Consider the following 14,736-nt stretch of genomic DNA (forward strand, 5'->3'; position numbering starts at 1 on the left):
AGCCCTTCCCTAGGCTAAGGAACACGGCCGACACCGCCCAGGATGCCGCCCTTCTCCAGGCCAGGGGCGATGAACGGGTCGTCGTTGCGCCAGTTCTGCACCGGCACGAGCCCGGGTTCGAGCAGCTCCAGCCCATCGAAGAACGTGCGCACCATGTCGTAGTCCCGCCAGTGCAGCGCGCCGGAGGTCGTACGCCGGTAGACGTCCTCGGTCCCGATCCTCCGGTCGAGGGTGCTCTGGCCCTTCTCCACGTACGCGTGCGAGACGATCAAGTGGCTCCCCGGCACCAGCGGCTCACGCAGGGCCCGGACGATGCCGGCCACCTCGTCGTCGTCGCCGAAGAAGTGGAACAACGCGACGGCCAGGATCGCCACAGGCTGGCTGAAGTCGAGGTGGTGGGCGGCGGCGGCCAGGAGCCCCTTGGGGTCGTGCGCGTCGCCATCGATGATCACCGTGTCGGGGTTGTCGGCCAGGAGCGCCCGGGCGTGGACCAGCACGATCGGGTCGTTGTCCGAGTAGACGACCTTGGCGTCGGGGATGATCCGGTGCGCGACCTGGTGCACGTTGTCCTGGGTGGGCAGGCCGGTGCCGATGTCGAGGAACTGCCGCACGCCGACCCTGGCCACCGCCTCCACGGCGCGGACCAGGAAGCCTCGGTTCGCCCGGGCGACCTCCCGAACGTTCGCGCCGCCCCGGCTGCTCAGCTCGAGGATCTTCTCGGCGGCCTCGCGGTCGGCGGGGAAGTTGTCCTTCCCGCCCAGGAAATAGTCGTACATTCGGGCGACGGTGGGGACGGTCGGATCGATCTTTCCCGGAGGTCGCTCACGCTCGGTCACGCTACCCCTTCCTCACTTATATCCGCATCTTATGGGGAGTCGGCAGATATGTGATCAGGATCAGTCAGTTGCCCGGTATTCAACGAGTGGTGGGCCTCGACTCGTGTCACCTCTGCTCGCCTGACCAAAGTGCCGAGCGGCCCGCAACCTCCGGCGAGGCCGTATGCGAAATGTGGACGCCGTGGTCTCCGCCCGGGCCGGCACGCTCGGGATCAGGCGTCCGGTGTCGGCCGGTCGCCGGAGTGCCGAGACGCTGTGCCAAGCACCATGGGACAGCGGATATCGGCCTCTCATTAGGATCACGAGCATGGATCCCCACGAGGGCACACGCGGTGTTCTCTACATGATCGCCTGTGCCGCACCTGCCGCCGCCGATCTCGATCACCTGGTGTCCCTCGCCCAGGGAGCCGGGTGGCAGGTACGCGTGGTTACCACGCCGATGGGGGAACGCTTCGTCAATGTCGCAGAGTTGGAGCGTCTGACCGGTGACCTGGTCCGCAGCACGTACCGCATGCCGGAGGACCCCAAGGGTCTCCCTCCCGCCGACGCCGTGATCGTGGCTCCGGCGACGTTCAACACGATCAACAAGTGGGGCGAACGGCATCGCCGACACCTTCGCAGTCGGCCTGTTGTGTGAGGTACGGGTTCGGCGTCCCGATCCTTGCCGTGCCGCTGCTGAAGGACGCTCTCGCCCGGCACCTCGCGTTCCAGCGGAGCCTGGACACGCTTCGGGAGATGGGCGTGCGGGTCCTGTTCGATCCCGCCGCCCCGCCGCAGTCCCGCATGCCATCCTGGGAACGAATCATGCAGGAGCTACACACCGTTGTCGGGGAGCGACAGACGCAGGGGTGATGGCATGGACGCCCGAGGGGAGATCGGCCGCCGGATCGCTCGGGCACGCCGTCGCCGTGGACTGTCCCAAGCGGTCCTGTCCGGTCTCGTCGGCCGTTCCGAGAGCTGGCTGAGCCAGGTGGAGCGCGGGCAACGCGCCGTGGACAACCACACCGTGCTCAACGCCCTCGCTGACATCCTCGGCCTGCCTGTGGACGAACTCACCGTGAAGAAGACGACTGCGATGACGCGCTACCAGGCAGCATCGGCCATCCGGCAGGCGCGGGGGGTTGCGCCGCCAGGCGCCCGAATGAGAAACGCCTGAGCCCCTCGGCGCGAAGCGCCTCCCCGAGAAGACCTTTTGCCCGGTGAGGGTGACGGCGGTAGGGCGTGGATGGTCAGGCGATGGGGTTGCCGATGCAGGGGCGGGTGATGGTCGGGGCGAGGGAGTCGAGGCGGTTGCGGATGAGGCGGGCCACGCCCTCGATGGTCTGGATGCCCGCGTCCGGGCCCGGCTGGTGGTCGGTCTGGACCGACAGCAGCAGGTCGCGGCCCGGGCCCGAGATGCGGCCGTAGCTCGTCATGGCCCACGTGCCGGAGATGAACGGGCGTGGCGTCCAGCCGTTCTTCAGGGCCACCCGGTCTCCCGGGCGGGCGGCGGCGCTGACGCCCCATGACTGGTCCTTCTGGACGCGGGACATCAGGCCGAGCACCAGCCGGCGGTCGGCCGCGGTCAGGTCGCCCTCTCGGCCTTTCCCGCCTTTGACCAGGAGTTTCAGGAGGCGGATGCGGTCGGCGGGGCTGGTGAGGGTGCCGCCCCAGAAAATGGCGGGTCCCGGTGTGGTCTCCGTCAGGCCCACGCTCCGGTAGAAGGCGCTCATCGCGGAGGAGGCGCCGACGCGGGACCACAGGGCGTCCGCGGCGAGGTTGTCGCTCTCCGTGATCATGAGGACGGCGAGGTCGCGTTCCTCCTCGTCCAGGTCGCGGGTGCGCTGGTGCAGGAGCGCGGTCAGGATGTCCACCTTGGAGCCGCTGGCGGTGATGATGTCGTTCTCGTGCTCTCCCTGCCCGAAATGGATCCCGGTGACCAGGTCCAGGACTCCGTAGACGATGCGGCCCGGGCGCGTGCCGATATAGGCGGAGATGTCGCGTACGAGCTGGATGCGGGCCGCGACCCCGGCGCGCGGGGCCGCGATCCTCAGCATGCAGCGGGCCACCTTCGGCGGAGGCTTGGCCGCCGCGGGGATGACGGCTGCCTGGTCGGCGCCGCATCCCGCGGTCAGGAGCAGCATCGGCCAGGCCAGCATCCACCTCGTACGCACGCGTCCACCTCCGAAGGATCGTCGGGGGTCGCAAGCGAGGATGCCATGCGGTGCGGATCAGGCCATTGTGCTCGGTGGGTCGCTGGTCAAGTCTTCACATGATCTTGCCGATCCTGGTGCCGGGTGGTGGTCAGAGGTGGTCGGCGAGGAAGGCGGCGGTGGCGTCCACGGCCTGCGTGACGTACGGTTCGCGGTCGTACAGGTCGATGTGCTGCTTGGCGTCCACCCAGACGAGCTGTTTCGGCTGGTCGAGGCGCCGGAACGCCTCCTCGGCCCCCTCCGGGGAGCAGAACCGGTCGACGACCCCGTGCACGATCAGCGCCGGCTTGGGCGACAGGAAGTCGGCTCCCATCATGTTGTCCATCGTGACCAGCTCCCGCACGCTCGCCCTGGTCACCGAGTTGGACCAATGCGGCGAGGCGCCCCGTGAGGTGCCGTAGTACGCGGACGGCTCGTCGCCCGGCATGGCGGCCTCCCCCTCCTCCGAGGGCGAGGAGGAGACGACCGGCATGTACTCCACGGCGCCGCCCTGGTCCTGGCGTTCGAGGACGTCCGTGAAGGCCGCCAGCGCCGCCTGGTAGTCCATGCCGGAGCGCATGCTGTACGGGTTGTTGTACGCGCCCGCGATACCGACAAATGTCCGGATTCGGGGGTCGAAGGCGGCGAACTTGAGCGCGTAGCCACCCCCCAGACACACCCCCACCGTCCCGATCCGATCCCGGTCCACCTCGGCCCGTGACCGCAGGAACGACACCGCCCCCCGCAGGTCGCGCAGCTTGCCCTGCGGATCCTCGTCCAGGCGCGGAAGCCCTTCGGACTCCCCCCAGTTCCGGTGGTCGAAGGACAGCGTCACGTACCCCCGCTCGGCCAGCCGCTCCGCGTACAGGCCTGTGACCTGGGAGCGCACCCCGGTGAACGGCCCCGTGAACACCAGAGCGGGCCGCGGCCCCGCGCCGCCGGGGACCCGCAGGTCCCCGGCGAGCGTGAGGCCGTCGACCACGAACTCGATTCGCGTGGTCAGGATCACGAGTCGAACCCCAGCCCCATCCGGTCGAGCGCGCGCAGCCACAGGTTGCGCTTGCCCTGGTGCTGGTCGGCCTGCGCGATCGACCACCGGGTGAACTGGATGACGCCGGACCGCACCGGCTCCGGCGGGAACGGCATCGGCTTCTCCTTGACCATCCGCAGCTCGGTCCGCTCGGTGGACTCGCCCGACAGCAGGTCGAGCATGACGTTCGCGCCGAAGCGGGTGGCGCCCACGCCCATCCCGGTGTAGCCGGTGGCGTAGGCCAGCCGCCCGCCGTGCGCCTGCCCGTAGAAGGCACTGAACCGGCTGCAGGTGTCGATCACCCCGCCCCACCGGTGGGTGAACCGTACCCCGTCGAGCTGGGGGAAGGTGTCGTAGAAGTGCTCGGCGAGCTTGACGAACGTCTCGTCGCGCTGCTCGTACTCGGGTTTGACCAGACCCCCGTTGTAGTAGACGGCGTCGTAGCCGCCCCACAGGATCCGGTTGTCGTCGGTCAGCCGGTAGTAGTGGAACTGGTTGCCCGAATCGCCCACGCCCTGCCGGTTGCGCCAGCCCACCTCGGCGAGCTGGTCGTCCGTCAGGGGCTCGGTCATCAGCGCGTAGTCGTACACGGGGACCACGAAGTGCTTGAGCCGCCGCAGCAGCGGCGGGAACACCCCGGTCCCCAGCGCCACCTGCCGTGCCGCGACCGCGCCGTACGGCGTGCGCAGCGTGATCGTCGTGCCGTCGTCGTGCAGCGAGCGGACCGGGGTGCGTTCGTGGATGCGCACCCCCAGCCGCAGGCACGCCTCCCGCAGCCCCCATGCCAGCCTGGCCGGGTCGAGCATGGCGCACCCGCTGCGCTCCCAGAGCCCGCCCAGGTAGGTCGGCGAGTTCACCTCGGCGCGCACCTGATCCTGGTCGAGCGGCACGTAGTCGAGCCCCAGCTCGGAGATCAGCTCCAGGTGCTCGCGCAGCCCGTCGAGCTGCCACGGCTCGGTGGCCACGTGCAGCTCGCCGGTGCGCTCGAAGGAGCAGTCGACGCCGTAGCGCTCCAGGGTCTGCTCGATCTCGTCAAGGTTGGCCACGCCCATGCGCTCCAGGCGCCCGATCTCGTCCGGCCACCGTTCCAGGCCGTTGGCCAGGCCGTGGGTGAGGGTCGCCATGCAGAACCCGCCGTTGCGGCCGGTGGCGGCCCAGCCGATCCTGCGTCCTTCGAGCAGGACCACGTCCAGGGACGGATCGCGTTCCTTGGCCATCAGGGCCGTCCACAGCCCTGAGAAGCCTCCGCCGACGACGACCAGGTCGGCGCTCGTTGTCTGGTCGAGCCGCGGTCGCGGCTCGGGTCTGGCCGGGCTGTCCAGCCAGTACGGCTTGCGCTCCGCGTCAGCAAGCGCCTTCAGCGGATCCACAAATCCCACTTCCCTACGAAGTTCGTGGAGGATATTTAGGTACGGCGCCGTGCCGCCACCGCGTTTCCGATCGCGATCAGCACCCCGATGCCGAAGATCAGCGTACCCATGACGTTGACCTGCGGTGGGATCCCGGTCTTGACCGCACCGACGATCCACAGGGGGAAAGTGACGGTCGAGCCGTTGACGAAGCTGGTGACCACGTAGTCGTCGATGGACAGAGCGAACGACAACATCGCGCCCGCCATCACGCCCGGCATGATCGACGGCAGCGTGACCTGCCTGAACGTCCCCCAGGCCGTCGCCCCCAGATCCCTGGCCGCTTCCTCCAGCGACGGATCCAGCGTGACGATCCGCGCACGTACCGTCACCACCACGAAGGACAGCGAGAACAGCACGTGGGAGACGATGATCGTGTTCGCGTCGCGCGGCACGTTCCCCGAGACGAACAGCGACAGCAGCGACGCGCCCATGACCAGCTCGGGCGTGGAGATGGCGGCGAAGACCAGGAAGTTCGTGACCCCCTTGCCGCGGAAGCGGTGCCGTCCGATCGCCAGCCCCAGCATGGTGCCGATCACGACCGTGATGATCGTGCTGACCGCGGCGATCACCAGCGAGTTGCGCAGCGCCACGGTCAGGTCGGAGATGTCGAACAGCTCGGCGTACCAGCGGAGCGTGAAGCCCTGCCAGGAGGTGTTCGACTTGCTCTTCTTGTCGTTGAAGCCGAAGAGGATCATCACGGCGATCGGCGAGGACAGCCAGAGGATGATGATCCAGGTGTAGATGTGGAGGAGCCGGTCCCCCAGCCGGGTGCCCCTCATCGGGCCGCCGCCTCGAGCACGTTCTCCGTGCCGAGCGCCCTGGCGTAGATGAAGATGCCCACCAGCAGCACCGCCATCAGCGTGAACGACAGGGCCGAGGCGGTCGGGTAGTCGAGGTTCGTCAGGTACTCGGTCTGGATGATGTTGCCGATCATCGTGTTGGCCGTGCCGCCGAGGATCTGCGCGTTGATCGGGTCGGCCGTGGCGGGCACGAAGGTCATCAGCACCCCCGCGAACACCCCCGGCAGCGACAGCGGCAGCACCACCCGCCGGAAGGCCGCGGTCCGCGTGGCGTACAGGTCCTGGGCCGCCTCGATCACCCGCGGGTCCACCCGCTCCAGCGACACGTAGATCGGCAGGATCATGAACGGCAGGAAGTTGTACGTCAGCCCGCCCACCACCGCGACCGTCGTGGCCAGCACGTGGAAGTCCTCGGGCAGCAGCCCCCAGCCCTTCAGCGTGCCGAACAGGATGCCGTTGTCCGACAGCAGGAAGTTCCACGAGATCGTACGCAGCACGAACGACACGAAGAACGGCAGCAGCAGCAGGAACAGGTACACGGACTTGCGCGTGCCGCCCTTGAACGCGATCCAGTACGCCACCGGGTACCCGATCACCAGCATGGCCACGGTGGCCAGGCCGCCGTAGAGCAGCGAGCGCACCAGCTGGGTGCTGTACCGGCCGAGCGCGTCGCTGTAGTTGGAGAAGCTGAACGTCATGGCGAAGCCGTCGATGGCGTTGCCGGTCTGCAGGGAGACCGAGGCCATCGCGGCCATGGGGACGACCAGGAAGATCGCCAGCCACATCCAGCTCGGCAGCGCCAGCAGGTAGGGGGTGAGCCGCCTCATGCGCTACGCCTGGGTGATGGACTGGAAGATCGGGTTGAAGACCTGCTCCTGCTGGGTGGTCAGCTGGGTGTAGTTGTGCAGCTTGGCGTAGTCGGCCTCGGTGGGGAACATGAGCGGGCTGTCGATCATCTCTTCGAGGGCCTTCTTGTCCTTGCCCTTGGCCGCCTTGGCCTTCTCCCTCAGCAGGTCCTGCACGGCCGGCACCGGCGTGACGTACTGGATGAACTCGTCCAGCTCGGCGGCCACGACCGGCTGGTAGAGGTAGTCCATGAGCATCAGCGCGTCCACCGGGTTGGCCGCGTTCTTGGGGATGAGCATGTTGTCGGTCCAGATCGTGCCGCCCTCCTCGGGCACCACGAACTTGACGGGCTCGCCGGCGAGCTGGCGCTGGAAGACGTCGCCCGACCAGGCCATGGTGAGCCAGACGTCGCCCTTGGACACAGCGTCGATGTAGTTTTGATCGTAATATTTCCGGACAATTCCGGCGTCGCGCTGCGCCTTGAGCTTCTCCCCGGCCTTCTTCCAGTCCGCCTCGGTCGACTTCTCGGGCGCGATGCCCAGCGCGAACATGCCGAAGTTCGCGATCTCCTGGGCGTCGGCCATCATGCCGACATGACCCTTGTACTTGGGGTCGAACAGCGACTCGATGCTGGTGATGTCCTCGTTGACGTACTTGGTGTTGTACGCGATCCCGGTCACACCCGACGTGTACGGCACCGTGTACTTGTTGCCGGGGTCGTAGGCCCGCTCCTTGTACTTCTGACCGGCGTTGGCGTCGAAGTTCGGCAGCTGGGAGTGGTCGAGCGGCGTCGCGTAACCCAGCTCGATCATGTGCTGGAGCTGGACGCCGTTGGTCATGACGACGATGTCGTAGCCCAGCGACTGCCCCGCCCGCAGCACGGGGTCGGCCTTGCCGAAGAACTCGGCGTTCTCCTGGATGACCTCTTTGTACTCGTACGAGATGCCGGTGGCCTGCTTGAACTTCTCCAGCGGGGCCTTGTCCTCGGGCATGTACTCGGGCCAGTTGGCGAAGACGACCTTGCCGTGCTTGGTCTGCTTGGCCCAGAAATCCTTGACCGCGTCGGCCTTCGGCGGAGCGGCCTTCTGTCCTTGGACGCCGCACGCGGCCAGCGCGAGCCCTGCGGCGGAGAACCCGGCGACCCGGAAGAAATCGCGACGGGAACGGAGCATGGGGTGGTTCATGAGCTGCTATCGACTTCCAATCACATATGAGTGCTGCGCCTGCCACGACAGCCACACGGAGTCCCCCCGCTCCGCGGTGGCCGAAGCGTCAAGAGCGTTCTGCTGGAACACGGTGACCTCGGCCCCGTCGGCGAGAGTCACCGTGTAGCTGTTGTAGGTCCCCAGGTAGACCACCTCGGCGACGGTGCCGCGCACGGCGCTCAGGCCCTGGCCGGGCTCCACCGTGTCGATGGTGATCTTCTCGGGCCGTACGGTCACCGTCACGTCGCCGTCGTGCCCGGGCACCAGCACCCGGCCGCCGCCGATCTTCAGCTCGCCGCCGCTCGCGGTGCCCGTGAGCAGGTTGGAGGTGCCGATGAAGCCGGCCACGAACGCGGTCGCGGGCCGCTCGTAGATCTCCCGCGGCCCGGCGAGCTGCTCGACCAGGCCGTCGTTCATGACGGCGATCCGGTCGCTCATGGTCAGCGCCTCGTTCTGGTCGTGGGTCACGTACACGAACGTGATGCCGACCTCGCGCTGGATGCGCTTGAGCTCGATCTGCATGGCCTGGCGCAGCTTGAGATCGAGCGCGCCCAGCGGTTCGTCGAGCAGGAGCGCCCGCGGCCGGTTGACCAGCGCGCGGGCCAGCGCCACGCGCTGCTGCTGGCCGCCGGACATCTCGCGCGGGCGGCGCTTCTCCCTGCCGGTGAGGTCGACGATCTCCAGCATCTCGCCGACCCGGCGCTTGATCTCCTCCTGCGGCGTCTTGCGCTGCTTCAGCCCGAAGGCCACGTTGTCCCAGACGCTCATGTGCGGGAAGAGGGCGTAGGACTGGAAGACCATGTTGATGTCGCGTTTGTTGGGCGGGACGTCCGTGACGTCCCTGCCGTGCAGCCGCACCAGCCCCTTCGAGGGCGGTTCGAACCCCGCGATCATCCTCATGGTCGTGGTCTTGCCGCACCCGGACGGGCCGAGGAGGGAGAAGAACTCCCCCTCGGCGATGCCCAGGGTGATGCCTTTGACCGCCTGGACGACCTCGCCATGCGAGAGGTACTCCTTGACGACGTCCTCAAGCTCTATCGCATTCAGCTCAGTCATCCCAGCCGCTGTCCTATTCGCCGATGTAGTGCATGACGTGCTTGACCCGGGTGTAGTCGTGCAGGCCGAACACCGACAGGTCCTTGCCGTACCCGGAGTGCTTGAAGCCGCCGTGCGGCATCTCCGAGACGAACGGGATGTGCGTGTTGACCCAGACCACGCCGAAGTCGAGCCGGTTGGACATCCGCATGGCCCGGCCGTGGTCGGAGGTCCAGACCGAACCGCTCAGGCCGTACTTCACGTCGTTGGCCTTGGCCAGCGCGTCGGCCTCGTCGGCGAACGTCTGGACGGTGATCACGGGGCCGAAGACCTCGTTCTGCACCATCTCGTCGTCCTGCTTGAGACCGTCGACGATCGTCGGCGCGAAGAAGTAGCCCTTCTCGCCGACCCGGTGACCGCCGGTGAGGACCTTGGCGTGCGCCGGGGCCCGGTCAATGAAGCCCTGGACCCTGGAGAGCTGGTTCTCGTTGTTGAGCGGCCCGTAGAGCGCGTCCTCGTTGCCCAGGTCGCCGGTCACGGTGGCGGCGGCGGCCTCGGCGAGCGCGGCCACGAACTCGTCGTGCACGCTCTCGTGCACCAGCACCCGGCAGGCGGCGGTGCAGTCCTGGCCGGCGTTGTAGAGGCCGGCGACGGCGATGTCGGAGGCGGCCTTGCGCAGGTCCTTGACGTCCTCGAACACCACGACCGGGGCCTTGCCGCCGAGCTCCAGGTGCACGCGCTTGAGGTCTTCGGCGGCGCTCTTGGCCACCGACATGCCCGCGCCGACCGAGCCGGTGATGGCGACCATGGAGGCGGTGGGGTGGCTCACCACGAGGGCGCCGGTCTCGCGGTCGCCGGTGACGACGTTGAAGACGCCCGCGGGCAGCACCGAGCCGAGGATCTCGGCCAGCTTGAGCGTGGAGGCCGGGGTGGTGTCGGACGGCTTGAGCACGACCGTGTTCCCGGCCGCCAGGGCCGGGGCGATCTTCCAGACCGCCATCATCATCGGGTAGTTCCACGGCGTGACCTGGCCGATCACGCCGATCGGCTCGTGCCGGATGACGCTGGTGTGCTCGGCGAGGAACTCGCCGGCCGTGGGGCCCTCCAGGGTGCGCGCCGCGCCCGCGAAGAAGCGGAAGTGGTCGGCGGCCACCGGGGTCTCGTCCTCGGCCATCCGGGCCCGCGGCTTGCCGGTGTTGAGGCACTCCGCCTCGTTGATCTCATCGGCCCGCGCGTCGATCGCGTCGGCGACCTTGAGCAGGAGGTTGGCCCGCTCACCCGGCGTGCTCCTGCCCCACGACTCGAACGCGGCGGCAGCGGCGGCGAAGGCGGCATCGACGTCCTCCGGGCCGGAGACGGGGGCCTGAAGGTAGGCCTCGCCTGTGCACGGGTCGATGATGTCGGAGAACTTGCCGCTCTTGGCGTCCACGAACTCACCATTGATGAAGTTCTGTAGACGGATCATGCGCCCTCCAAGTGGGTGGCTGAGATGCCGCGACTCTTACAGAGCAAGTGCATCTCGACAAGGGATTTCGTGGTGAAGATACCAAATTGCTACGAATTCGCTTGACAGGCCGCCAGGAACTGACAACATGTCGCACCAGGACGGCAACTCAGCGGGAACGCACCCGTAACGCCGGACCAGTAGGAGGATTCCGTCGATGACGACGCCGCCCCGCGTACGCCGCAACAACGCCAATGCCGGGCCGGTGGTGCTCGACGATCTGTCCAAGCAGATCATCGAGCAGCTCCAGTCCGACGGGCGCATGCCGTACGCGGCGATCGGGAAAGCGGTGGGCCTGTCGGAGGCCGCCGTGCGCCAGCGCGTCCAGCGGCTGCAGGACGCGGGCGTCATGCAGATCGTCGCGGTCACCGACCCGCTGACGCTCGGATTCCCGCGGCAGGCCATGATCGGCATCAACTGCGAGGGCGACCTGGAGGCCGTGGCCGACGAGCTGGCGGCCATCGACGAGATCGACTACGTGGTCCTCACGGCAGGCTCCTTCGACGTGATCGTCGAGGTGGTCTGCGAGGGAGACGGTCACCTGCTGGAGATCCTCAGCAAGATCCGCGCCATCCCCGCCGTGCGGGCCACGGAGTCGTTCGTCTATCTCAAGCTGCGTAAGCAGACCTACTCCTGGGGCACTCGCTAGCCCACCGTCTCCACGATGGGCAGGATCGGCGTGTCGGCCGTGCGCACCAGGCGCGGGCCCTCGGGACCGTACACCTCGCGGGGCTCCGGGAACGCCGTCAGCAGCGCCAGATAGAGCACGCCCGCGACGGCCAGGCCCACCGGCAGCGAGATGTCCACTCCCCCGGCCAGGTTACCCAGCGGGCCGACGAACTGGCCCGGCAGGTTCACGAACAGCAGCGCGAGGCCCGCGGAGACGAGCCAGGCGGACAGCCCGCGCCAGTTCCAGCCGTGCGCGAACCAGTAGCGGCCGCCGCGCTGGCGCCGGTTGAAGACCTGGAGCGCCTCGGGGTCGTACCAGCCCCTGCGGGTCACGTAGCCGAGCATCATGATCACCATCCACGGCGCCGTGCACGTGATGATCAGCGTGGCGAACGTGGAGATGCTCTGGGTCAGGTTCGCGGCGAAGCGGCCGATGAAGATGAACACGATCGACAGCGTGCCGATGAACACCGTCGCCTGCACCCGGGAGAAGCGGGTGAAGACGCTGGAGAAGTCGAGCCCGGTGCCGTAGAGGGAGGTCGTGCCGGTGGACATGCCACCGATCAGGGCGATCAGGCAGACCGGTACGAAGTACCAGCCGGGCGAGACGGCCAGCAGCCCGCCGACGTAGTTGGGGGCGGCCGGGTCCATGTAGTCGGCGGCCTTGGTCGCGATGATCGAGGCGGTGATCAGGCCGAACAGGAACGGCAGGATGGTGGCGAGCTGCGCCAGGAAGGCCGCGGCCATCACCCGGGACTTCGGCGTCGTGGCCGGGATGTACCTGGACCAGTCGCCCAGGAAGGCGCCGAACGACACGGGGTTCGACAACACGATCAGCGCCGCGCCGATGAACGACGGCCAGAACAGCGGGTCGCCGGCCGGGAGCGTACCGGGATAGGACGGGTCGAAGTCCCCGGCGAAGGCGAACGCCCCCAGGACGAACAGCAGCGACGCCGCCGCGACCGCGATCTTGTTGACGAACAGCATGAAGCGGAAGCCGTACACGCAGACGATCAGCACGAGGACGGCGAAGAGCGCGTACGCGACGCCGTACGACAGGTCGGTGTCGGGCAGCCCGGCCAGCAGGTGGGCGCCGCCGACCAGCGCGTCCCCCGACGACCACACCGAGATCGAGAAGAACGCGATCGCGGTCAGCAGCGACAGGAACGAGCCCACGACCCGGCCGTGCACGCCCAGGTGGGCGGAGGAGGAGACGGCGTTGTTGGTGCCGTTGAGCGGCCCGAACAGCGACAGCGGCGCCAGGATCAGCGCGCCGACCACGAGCCCGAGCACGGTCGCGGCCAGCCCCTGCCAGAACGACAGGCCGAACAGGATGGGGAAGGCGCCGAGCACGCAGGTGGCGAAGGTGTTCGCGCCTCCGAACGCCAGCCGGAACAGGTCGATCGGGCGCGCGTTGCGGTCCGCGTCGGGGATGCGCTCGACCCCGTACGTCTCGATCTCGGTGAGGCTCATGCTTGCTCCTGCAACGCCAGCAGGCTGACGAGGTCGTAGGCCACGTGGGAGGCGGCGACCGAGGTGATCTCCGCATGGTCGTACGCCGGGGCCACCTCGACGACGTCGGCCCCGACCAGGTTGTGGCCGGCCAGGCCGCGCAGGATCTCCAGCAGTTCCCGGCTGGTGAGCCCGCCCGCCTCCGGTGTCCCCGTGCCCGGGGCGTGGGCCGGGTCCAGCACGTCGATGTCGACGGACACGTACAGGGGCCGGTCGCCGATGCGCTGCCGCAGCACGTCGATCACCTCGTCGAGGCCGCGCCGCAGCACGTCGGCCGCCGTCAGGATGCCGAACCCGAGCCGCCGGTCGTCCTCGAGGTCCTTCTTGCCGTACAGCGGGCCCCTGATCCCGACGTGGCTGACGGCCTCGGTGTCCAGCAGGCCCTCCTCCACCGCCCGCCGGAACGGGGTGCCGTGCGTGTACTCGGCGCCGAAATAGGTGTCCCAGGTGTCGAGGTGGGCGTCGAAGTGCAGCAGCGCCACCGGGCCGTGCTTCCTGGCCACGGACCGCAACAGCGGCAGCGCGATCGTGTGGTCGCCGCCGATCGCGACGAGCTTGGCGTCGATCGAGTCCGCCGCGCCCTCGATGCTCTCGATGGCCGCCCCGATGTCGAACGGGTTGGCCGCGATGTCACCGGCGTCGACCACCTGCACCCGCTCGAACGGCGAGACGTCCAGCCCCGGGTGGTACGGCCGCAGCAGCCGGGAGGCCTCCCGGACCGCGGCCGGGCCGAACCTGGCGCCGGGCCGGTAGGACACGCCGGTGTCGAACGGCACACCCACGACCGCCACGTCGGCCCGCTCGACCTGGTCGAGCCTGGGCAGGCGGGCGAAGGTGGCGAGCCCGGCGAAACGCGGGACCTGAGAGGAGTCGACAGGGCCAAGGTTCATGCGGCCCAGTGTTCGTCATGCCTCTGACCTGCGGCAATTGTAGAACCAACGAAGTCACACGGTGTGTGTTGTGGGTGGCCACAAGCAGGTCGTCACCCGGGTTTGGCACCGGCCGAAAACCGAGCCGTATTCACCGGCATTTCATTCGGGCAAAGCGCCGTCGTATGATCTCGGCAGCAGCCTAGGAGGGACTCTCTATGGGGGAACCGGCTCACGCGGTTGGCACCGGGCTTGCGGAGCTGACTGACATGACGCTGCTCCAACTGACCGAACTCGACGACGCCACCCTCGACGGGCTGGTGAGCAAGATCCTCGGGCGAAGGGGGCCGTGGGATCGGCTGTGGCAGGAGGATGCCAACAACGGTGCCGTCCCGTGCGATGGCTGAACGAGTGTTCGGCCGCTGAGACGTACGAGATCTGCCACCGCCTGGTCGACGACGACCTCACCTCCGAGCTGCTGACCCGGCTCCGGGAGATCCAGCTCCACAGGAATCAGCTGCTCGTGGAGGCCGTGCGGCGGCAGGTGCACGGGACGGACGCCGATGCCGCGTTCCGCGCGCTGGCCGAGCTGCAGGAGAGCGATCCGCGGCTCATGGCGGAGCTGCTGGTGCTCCCCCAGGTGGGCTGCTGGGCGGTCGACTGCCTGCGGCGGCTGCGCGACGGCGAGGATCCGGACCTCGGCTATCTCGTCTCCTTCAGCGCCGGCGCGGCACTGCGGGGGGGGGGGGGGGGGGCGCCCCCCCCCCCCCCCCCCGCCCCCCCCGCCCCCCCCCCGGGCGCCCCCCCCCCCCCCGCGGGGCCCCCCCCCCCCGCCCCCCCCCCCCCC

At 68.6% G+C, this 14,736-nt stretch carries 15 protein-coding genes; 4 read left to right on the forward strand and 11 right to left on the reverse strand.

Annotated features, from left to right (window positions below):
* Positions 1-14: 14 nt before the first annotated feature.
* Positions 15-836: an SAM-dependent methyltransferase gene (locus ACIHFD_RS63985; protein WP_397375302.1), complete on the reverse strand. Its 822-nt coding sequence runs from the start codon at positions 834-836 to the stop codon at positions 15-17.
* Between the two features lie 307 nt (positions 837-1,143).
* On the opposite strand from ACIHFD_RS63985, the gene ACIHFD_RS63990 reads away from it, so the two are divergent.
* Together ACIHFD_RS63990 and ACIHFD_RS63995 are read left to right on the forward strand one after the other, a co-directional pair.
* A complete protein-coding gene (locus ACIHFD_RS63990) occupies positions 1,144-1,473 on the forward strand; it encodes a flavoprotein (protein ID WP_397375303.1) in 330 nt (109 codons plus the stop codon).
* Positions 1,474-1,692: 219 nt separating this feature from the next.
* Entirely contained in the window at positions 1,693-1,992 is a 300-nt protein-coding gene (locus ACIHFD_RS63995) for a helix-turn-helix domain-containing protein (protein ID WP_397375304.1), read from the forward strand.
* 73 nt (positions 1,993-2,065) lie between these two features.
* On the opposite strand, the gene ACIHFD_RS64000 is transcribed toward ACIHFD_RS63995, so the two are convergent.
* The 8 genes from ACIHFD_RS64000 to ACIHFD_RS64035 form a co-directional block, all read right to left on the reverse strand.
* A complete protein-coding gene (locus ACIHFD_RS64000) occupies positions 2,066-2,989 on the reverse strand; it encodes a serine hydrolase (RefSeq protein WP_397375305.1) in 924 nt (307 codons plus the stop codon).
* Positions 2,990-3,119: 130 nt separating this feature from the next.
* Positions 3,120-4,016: an alpha/beta hydrolase gene (locus tag ACIHFD_RS64005; protein WP_397375306.1), complete on the reverse strand. Its 897-nt coding sequence runs from the start codon at positions 4,014-4,016 to the stop codon at positions 3,120-3,122.
* Positions 4,013-5,407 carry an NAD(P)/FAD-dependent oxidoreductase gene (locus ACIHFD_RS64010; RefSeq protein WP_397375307.1) on the reverse strand — a complete coding sequence of 465 codons (1,395 nt, stop codon included), beginning with the start codon at positions 5,405-5,407 and terminating at the stop codon, positions 4,013-4,015. Before ACIHFD_RS64010 ends, ACIHFD_RS64005 begins: the two co-directional genes overlap by 4 nt.
* 35 nt (positions 5,408-5,442) lie before the next feature.
* Positions 5,443-6,228: an ABC transporter permease gene (locus ACIHFD_RS64015; protein ID WP_185071608.1), complete on the reverse strand. Its 786-nt coding sequence runs from the start codon at positions 6,226-6,228 to the stop codon at positions 5,443-5,445.
* Positions 6,225-7,076 carry an ABC transporter permease gene (locus ACIHFD_RS64020; protein ID WP_397375308.1) on the reverse strand — a complete coding sequence of 284 codons (852 nt, stop codon included), beginning with the start codon at positions 7,074-7,076 and terminating at the stop codon, positions 6,225-6,227. The genes ACIHFD_RS64015 and ACIHFD_RS64020 overlap by 4 nt, the downstream gene beginning before the upstream one ends.
* A gap of 3 nt (positions 7,077-7,079) precedes the next feature.
* Positions 7,080-8,267, reverse strand: a complete 1,188-nt coding sequence (locus tag ACIHFD_RS64025) for a spermidine/putrescine ABC transporter substrate-binding protein (protein WP_397375309.1) — start codon at positions 8,265-8,267, stop codon at positions 7,080-7,082.
* 18 nt (positions 8,268-8,285) lie between these two features.
* Positions 8,286-9,356, reverse strand: coding sequence for an ABC transporter ATP-binding protein (locus ACIHFD_RS64030; protein WP_397375310.1), 1,071 nt, complete (start codon positions 9,354-9,356; stop codon positions 8,286-8,288).
* A 13-nt stretch (positions 9,357-9,369) separates the two neighbouring features.
* Positions 9,370-10,800, reverse strand: coding sequence for a gamma-aminobutyraldehyde dehydrogenase (locus ACIHFD_RS64035; RefSeq protein WP_397375311.1), 1,431 nt, complete (start codon positions 10,798-10,800; stop codon positions 9,370-9,372).
* Positions 10,801-10,996: 196 nt separating this feature from the next.
* On the opposite strand from ACIHFD_RS64035, the gene ACIHFD_RS64040 reads away from it, so the two are divergent.
* Positions 10,997-11,488: an Lrp/AsnC family transcriptional regulator gene (locus ACIHFD_RS64040; protein WP_350738965.1), complete on the forward strand. Its 492-nt coding sequence runs from the start codon at positions 10,997-10,999 to the stop codon at positions 11,486-11,488.
* On the opposite strand, the gene ACIHFD_RS64045 is transcribed toward ACIHFD_RS64040, so the two are convergent.
* Complete coding sequence (locus ACIHFD_RS64045) at positions 11,485-12,981, reverse strand: cytosine permease (protein ID WP_350738968.1); 1,497 nt, start codon at positions 12,979-12,981, stop codon at positions 11,485-11,487. The two genes, ACIHFD_RS64040 and ACIHFD_RS64045, sit on opposite strands and share 4 nt — an antisense overlap.
* Positions 12,978-13,910 carry an agmatinase gene (speB, locus tag ACIHFD_RS64050; protein WP_350738971.1) on the reverse strand — a complete coding sequence of 311 codons (933 nt, stop codon included), beginning with the start codon at positions 13,908-13,910 and terminating at the stop codon, positions 12,978-12,980. The genes ACIHFD_RS64045 and speB overlap by 4 nt, the downstream gene beginning before the upstream one ends.
* Positions 13,911-14,158: 248 nt before the next feature.
* Here speB and ACIHFD_RS64055 point away from each other — a divergent pair, with 248 nt between their 5' ends.
* Complete coding sequence (locus tag ACIHFD_RS64055; RefSeq protein WP_350738974.1) at positions 14,159-14,296, forward strand: hypothetical protein; 138 nt, start codon at positions 14,159-14,161, stop codon at positions 14,294-14,296.
* Positions 14,297-14,736: the final 440 nt, after the last annotated feature.

The organism is Nonomuraea sp. NPDC051941 (assembly GCF_044593615.1).

Coding starts and splice junctions, on each gene's coding strand:
- ACIHFD_RS63990 (WP_397375303.1), top strand. CDS start 1,144: ATGGATCCCCACGAGGGCACACGCGGTGTTCTCTACATGATCGCCTGT.
- ACIHFD_RS63995 (WP_397375304.1), top strand. CDS start 1,693: ATGGACGCCCGAGGGGAGATCGGCCGCCGGATCGCTCGGGCACGCCGT.
- ACIHFD_RS64015 (WP_185071608.1), bottom strand. CDS start 6,228: ATGAGGGGCACCCGGCTGGGGGACCGGCTCCTCCACATCTACACCTGG.
- ACIHFD_RS64020 (WP_397375308.1), bottom strand. CDS start 7,076: ATGAGGCGGCTCACCCCCTACCTGCTGGCGCTGCCGAGCTGGATGTGG.
- ACIHFD_RS64025 (WP_397375309.1), bottom strand. CDS start 8,267: ATGCTCCGTTCCCGTCGCGATTTCTTCCGGGTCGCCGGGTTCTCCGCC.
- ACIHFD_RS64030 (WP_397375310.1), bottom strand. CDS start 9,356: ATGACTGAGCTGAATGCGATAGAGCTTGAGGACGTCGTCAAGGAGTAC.
- ACIHFD_RS64035 (WP_397375311.1), bottom strand. CDS start 10,800: ATGATCCGTCTACAGAACTTCATCAATGGTGAGTTCGTGGACGCCAAG.
- ACIHFD_RS64040 (WP_350738965.1), top strand. CDS start 10,997: ATGACGACGCCGCCCCGCGTACGCCGCAACAACGCCAATGCCGGGCCG.
- ACIHFD_RS64045 (WP_350738968.1), bottom strand. CDS start 12,981: ATGAGCCTCACCGAGATCGAGACGTACGGGGTCGAGCGCATCCCCGAC.
- speB (WP_350738971.1), bottom strand. CDS start 13,910: ATGAACCTTGGCCCTGTCGACTCCTCTCAGGTCCCGCGTTTCGCCGGG.
- ACIHFD_RS64055 (WP_350738974.1), top strand. CDS start 14,159: ATGACGCTGCTCCAACTGACCGAACTCGACGACGCCACCCTCGACGGG.